Genomic DNA, 5337 nt, shown 5'->3' on the forward strand with positions numbered 1-5337 from the left:
TCCAAGTGCCGGCAAACCACGCCGCCTGATCGCCTCGTCACCCAAAATCCCGCATAGCTCTTGAACATAAGCGCGTAGGCTCAGGACATCGCCGCCTGGGCGAACCATTCCGCCGATCAAGTGAGATCGTGCACTTTCTTGAGTGAAATCAGCGCTGAGGTCGTGCGACAGCCGCTACAACGGCCGCCGCCACTATGCTCGCTGAATTAGAGGGACCTTGGCAGATCACCAGCCGTAAGACCCGAGCGCGAGTGGCCGACCTTGAGCTTTAGCGGTGCGTGTCGTCTCAGGCGTCAAACAACGCTTCGCGGCCCCGATTTCAGCATCGGTCGCCCCTTTGCTTCGCGCCCACGCCTCGGCTGCTGAGGCGCTGTATTTCGCGACGTAATAGCGAACAACCGAGCAGGAAACGGTTCGCAACAAGCCGGGTTTCTCGCCCGCAACGGCATTCGACGAGAATGCAAACAAAACTGCCAAAACACAAACTGCGCGTCGTGCCATCCGCAAGTGGCTCCTTGGTTCGGATGTTTGATTGAGCCTGTTCGTCAATCCTGCATCGCACGTCATGGGCAGCTTGCGTTGCGAGCTCAGGGCATCGTTCCGGTCCCGACTCAACTAACCGCTTGACTATAGCACCTCAGTCATTGCGGCCGTGCACTGGGCCGAGTTATGCTCAACGTTCGAGTGCGGAACTTCATCATTCTGGGCGGCAAGACAGGAAATGCCCGCGCTCGGCGAGCGACTCGGCGCCGGCCTGTGTGAACTTCACATACGTGCAGCTTTCTCATTGATAGCCAGCCACGCTCGATTGCAGCTTCATACAGGCTCCGTACTCAGGCGGCGTGCCCCGCTCCTTGAACACGAACGGCTCGCTTATCTTCTCGATGTGAATGCGCCCATCCTGAACCCGCTCGACGCCCTTGGCGATTGCAAGGATCTTGCTTTCTAGGTTTCGGTGCCGGGCCGGCCGGCAGTGAATTTCACGCAGCGATCGTGTCTTCCTTGTCGGCGCCGCGCATCACGATCTTGAGCAGATCGTCCGGCAAGGGACGCTGCAAGGCTTTTGCCTCGTCCCACGGCGCGCGCATCCAGACGTCACGCTCTTCGCCGGTCGTCAAGATCACCGGCATCGCTTTCGGATGGATAGGTTCAACGACCGCGTTCGGAGATGTTGTCAGGAAGCCATAGACGAGGTGAGGGCCGGGCACCGGCTTGGACTTGGTGCCACGGTCGCCCTTGAACTCAGTCCAGACGCCTGCAAACGCGCAGAGCGGGCGATCCTCGTTCAAGGCGAACCAGACGACATCTTTTTTCTTCGTCTCGGGGTTCGGCTCGGGCGCATATTCAGCGAAGCTGTTGAACGGTACCAGGCATCGGTTCTCCGGCTTCAGCCAACCGCGCCAGTGTGGCGAGCTGGTATTGCGGATGTTCGTGACGGGCGGGCCACCGATCTTGGGAGGAGGCGGCATGCCCCAGCGCATCATCGCCAGCTCGCGGCCGGTCTCGGCGTCGCGGATCACCGGGGCAGGGTAGTCGGGGAAGACGCCTGGCATCGGCGGTAGGTTGCCGACATAGCGATTAACGACGCGGAACAACGACCGGATAGCCTCTTGGTTGGTTGTGATGGAGTAGAGGTTGCACATGATTTCGCTCAATTCGCCTCGTCGGAGCAATCCGAGCGCCTACCGCCGGATCGGATGCAGGAGCGATACCGCCAAGGTTCGACGTAGCTCCCTGCCCACATTCCACGACTGGCCTGCTGAGCCGCCTGCTGCGGTGAACCGTAGCGGCCTCTAGAGAACTGCGGCCAGTCCAACGCGAGCCCTTCGGCAACGAGCCATTCGGCGAGATCGACCGCGTCGATGGTGCAGGTAGCAACGATGCGTCCGTATCGGTCGATGTCTTTTTGCAAGCAGTGGACGGGCCTGCTGCCAATGAACGTCGCCAGCTTGTTGGCTGCCGTCGCCCCGCAGCGATATTGCAGACTGTCTTCGCCCCGGCAAAGCTGGTCCGCCTCTGGAGCGTCGATGCCCCATAGCCGAATGCGTGTCCCATGAATTTCGAGGGTGTCGCCGTCGATGACGCTGGCCTGCCCGGTCAGGTCGTTCGCTGACGCGCTGCCGCCGAACAAGACGAGCAACAGGGTGGCGGCGACAAAACGAAGGTTGACGTTCATCGCTCCCCCGGCCACCACGATGAGTGCGGATCGCTGGCGGAAATCCTTGTTGTCCTCAGCGCAACGAGATGGCTACGCTTATAGGGATAGCCGCGAACCTCAGAGCAGTCCTTGCAGCGCATGTATCGCTCAAGCTCATGGATGGGCGTCGTCTTCGGCCTGCGGATGATGTCGAGCGCGACTGTCTGATGGGTGTCGCAGCCCAAACACTTGACCTCAAGGTAGCCGTAACCCGCATTGAGGGCGTCACCCAGGGCCGGCGAGGGCTGGGCAGGCCCCTGAAAGGCGAGCATGCGCTTGTTCCAAGCCTCGCAGGCGAGCCGATCGGCCTTCTTGCGCGCCTCGGCCGCGCGCTCGGCTGACGCGCGAACAGACGCGCCGTAGATCCTCTCTCGTGACTTGGTGCCCATGGTCCAACCATGGGCTTCGCCAATGTTCACGGCAAGCCGCTAGACCTTGCGGTTTGGAGGGCCTGAGCACCCACCGTTTCGTCAAGCCCGTTGTTTTGCGGATACGGGAGCGCTGCCAGGAACCTGCTCTGCCATTCCATCGAGCAATTTCCGAAGATCCCTTTAGTAGCACACGTCTCGAGCGTCGGCGCGGAGATGTTCGTCTAACGCCAAGCCGATCTTTCCAAACCCACTGTGGCGGTTCTGCCACCGCGCATCCGTCCAGACCCGTTATGCTGCTTGCAGAGGTCAATCAATGTACGAAGTGTATTTGAACAGTAAGAACGATTTGTTGGTCGTGGAGCAGGGATCACCGAGACCTTTAGTTATGGGCGGCAACTGGCGGAAAAAGAAACGAGCGGTTCGCACGGTTAGCGATGAAATCAGAGCTGCTATTCGAGTCGAAGGATATTACCTGCGAAAACTCCGTAGACCGCAATCCAGTCGTAACAACTGATGAGGGGATGTCCCGGGTTCTGTTGAATTTCTGAAGAGGTCGGCGTTGCCCACCTTGAGCCGGTAGGCTCGGGGTGCTGATTCCACAAAGGAGAGCAACGCCATGACGAGAGATATCACACCGGCTGGTTCGCCGGCGACCGGGACTGTGGACGAAGCGTTTGCAGAAGTGCGGGCGAGCTTCGATCGGTTCTGCCTTGCGGCCGGGATCGAGGCGCTCGGCACGATGATGGAGGCGGATGTCACGGCGGCCTGCGGGCCGCGCCACGGTCGCGACGCGGCGCGGCGGGCGCACCGTTGGGGCCGAACGCGGGGACGGATCGGCTTCCACGGCGGCAAGATCGAGGTCGAGCGCCCGCGGGTCCGGGGCGTGGACGGCCGCGAGGTCACGATCCCGAGCTGGGAAACGGCGGCGGAGGAGGATTGGCTCGGTCGTTGGGCGATGAACCTGATGCTGATCAATGTGTCGACGCGCCGGTTCGGCCGCGCTGTCCGGCTGCCCGAGGGTGACGTGCCGGCACCGCCCGGATCGGGGGTTTCGAAGTCCGCGGCCTCGCGGAGGTTCGTAGCGCTGTCGGCGGCGCGGCTGGCCGACTTCATGGCTGCCGATCTGTCCGCGCTCGACCTTCTGGTGGTCCAAATCGATGGGCTGCATCTCGGCGACGATCTCGTGCTGGTCGCCGCGATCGGGGTTGACGGCGAAGGCAACAAGCATCCGCTGGCGCTGGTGGAAGGGGCGACCGAGAATGCCGCAACGGTTCAGGCCCTGCTGGACAACCTGGTCTCGCGCGGGCTCGACCCGACGGTGCCAAGACTGTTCATCGCCGACGGCGCGAAAGCGTTGTCGAAGGCGATCCGCCGCACCTTCGGTTCGGCCGCTGCGATCCAGCGCTGCCAGATCCACAAGGCGCGCAACATCATGGAACGCCTGCCGAAAGAGCATCATGCGGCTACCCGTCGGGTGCTGCGCCAGGCCTGGGAGCTCGATGACGCCGACAAGGCTGAAAAATTGATCCGCAATCTCGCGCGTCGACTCGACCAGCAATGGCCCGGCGTAGCGGCCAGCATCCTCGAAGGCCTCGACGAAATCCTGACTGTCGTCCGGTTGAAGCTGCCGAAGGAGCTTCGTCGATCGCTCGCCTGTACCAACATCGCCGAGAACATGATGGGCACCATTCGCCGCGTCACGCGCAACGTCAAACGCTGGCGGGATGCCGGCATGGCCTTGCGATGGGTCGCGGCCGGCATGATCGAGGCCAACAAGGGCTTCCGACGATTGAAGGCGCATAAGCAATTGTCGGTTCTGCGTGCGGCCCTTCAAGCTCGCCACGATCGCATGACGATCAAGCCCGTTGCCCACGTCACGAGGGCCGCGTAACATTCATTCCGGCAACGTCGGCCCGACGTAGTTCAACACCGATCGGGACATCCCCACTGATGATGAAGTGGCTGTTTGCCTGCGCCGTCCTAGCTTTGACTACACTTCCAGCCGTTGCCGAGGGATTGCTCGGCCGAGCCAGCGTCATAGATGGCGACACGCTCGAAATTCACGGCGTGCGAATTCGGCTTTGGGGCATTGACGCGCCGGAAAGCGATCAGCTTTGCCGAGCCGAAGACAGCGTCCAATATCGATGCGGCGCTAAAGCCGCTAATGAACTGGATGCCTTCATTGCGGACCGTCCCGTGTCGTGTGTGCCAGTAGACCAAGATCGATATGGACGCACAGTTGCGACCTGTTCGGTTGACCGCGTGGACTTGGCACAATGGCTTGTGACGAGTGGCCTGGCCTTTGACTGGCCGCAGTACTCGAAGGGGAGGTATGCGCAAGCGCAGCGCGAAGCCGAACACGCGGGGCGTGGCGTTTGGGCCGGGAGCTACGTTGTACCGTGGCGCTATCGCGAGTGCCTCAAGGCACGCGGAAGTCCAGGGAAGTGTTCAGACTGATTAAGCCGACTTGCGTTGCGTCAACTCATTCAACGCTGCCCGTGCCACGACCGCCAAGCCACCAAGCGTCGTGTGTTTCCGCTCTTCGCCGATTGACAGAAGATCACAACTAACGCCGCAATGTCGGCTTTCTGGGGTGGACCGGACAGAGCTGGCGTTGGCCTCGACCGCCGCTCATGTGCATCGCGTCAGTTCCGGCAACGCAGCACCATGGTCACTATCGGAGCGAAGCAGACATGAACCGCCAGGCAAAAAACGCTCAGCCACCGTGAGGTTCGTCGCCCGATGCAACATGCAGGCGCGGCCTCGCGG

The 5337-nt window shown here is 61.6% G+C and carries 5 protein-coding genes; 2 read left to right on the forward strand and 3 right to left on the reverse strand.

Features of this window, described 5'->3' with window-relative positions; all coding sequences use genetic code 11:
• Positions 1-980 precede the first annotated feature (980 nt).
• The 3 genes from ACFFWD_RS15990 to ACFFWD_RS16000 are packed head-to-tail and all read right to left on the reverse strand — an operon-like array spanning position 981 to position 2586.
• Positions 981-1643 (reverse strand): SOS response-associated peptidase, encoded by a 663-nt coding sequence (locus ACFFWD_RS15990; RefSeq protein ID WP_376966714.1) that lies wholly within the window; start codon positions 1641-1643, stop codon positions 981-983.
• Positions 1644-1651: 8 nt separating this feature from the next.
• Positions 1652-2176, reverse strand: a complete 525-nt coding sequence (locus ACFFWD_RS15995) for a thermonuclease family protein (RefSeq protein ID WP_376966710.1) — start codon at positions 2174-2176, stop codon at positions 1652-1654.
• A complete protein-coding gene (locus ACFFWD_RS16000) occupies positions 2173-2586 on the reverse strand; it encodes a hypothetical protein (protein WP_376966716.1) in 414 nt (137 codons plus the stop codon). The genes ACFFWD_RS15995 and ACFFWD_RS16000 overlap by 4 nt, the downstream gene beginning before the upstream one ends.
• 598 nt (positions 2587-3184) lie before the next feature.
• On the opposite strand from ACFFWD_RS16000, the gene ACFFWD_RS16005 reads away from it, so the two are divergent.
• Positions 3185-4459 carry an IS256 family transposase gene (locus ACFFWD_RS16005; protein ID WP_376966712.1) on the forward strand — a complete coding sequence of 425 codons (1275 nt, stop codon included), beginning with the start codon at positions 3185-3187 and terminating at the stop codon, positions 4457-4459.
• Positions 4460-4521: 62 nt separating this feature from the next.
• Positions 4522-5025 (forward strand): thermonuclease family protein, encoded by a 504-nt coding sequence (locus ACFFWD_RS16010; RefSeq protein WP_376966718.1) that lies wholly within the window; start codon positions 4522-4524, stop codon positions 5023-5025.
• Positions 5026-5337 lie beyond the last annotated feature (312 nt).

Source organism: Bradyrhizobium erythrophlei, from assembly GCF_042430365.1.
Taxonomy (GTDB): Bacteria; Pseudomonadota; Alphaproteobacteria; order Rhizobiales; family Xanthobacteraceae; genus Bradyrhizobium; species Bradyrhizobium erythrophlei.

Coding starts and splice junctions, on each gene's coding strand:
- ACFFWD_RS15990 (WP_376966714.1), bottom strand. CDS start 1,643: ATGTGCAACCTCTACTCCATCACAACCAACCAAGAGGCTATCCGGTCG.
- ACFFWD_RS15995 (WP_376966710.1), bottom strand. CDS start 2,176: ATGAACGTCAACCTTCGTTTTGTCGCCGCCACCCTGTTGCTCGTCTTG.
- ACFFWD_RS16000 (WP_376966716.1), bottom strand. CDS start 2,586: ATGGGCACCAAGTCACGAGAGAGGATCTACGGCGCGTCTGTTCGCGCG.
- ACFFWD_RS16005 (WP_376966712.1), top strand. CDS start 3,185: ATGACGAGAGATATCACACCGGCTGGTTCGCCGGCGACCGGGACTGTG.
- ACFFWD_RS16010 (WP_376966718.1), top strand. CDS start 4,522: ATGAAGTGGCTGTTTGCCTGCGCCGTCCTAGCTTTGACTACACTTCCA.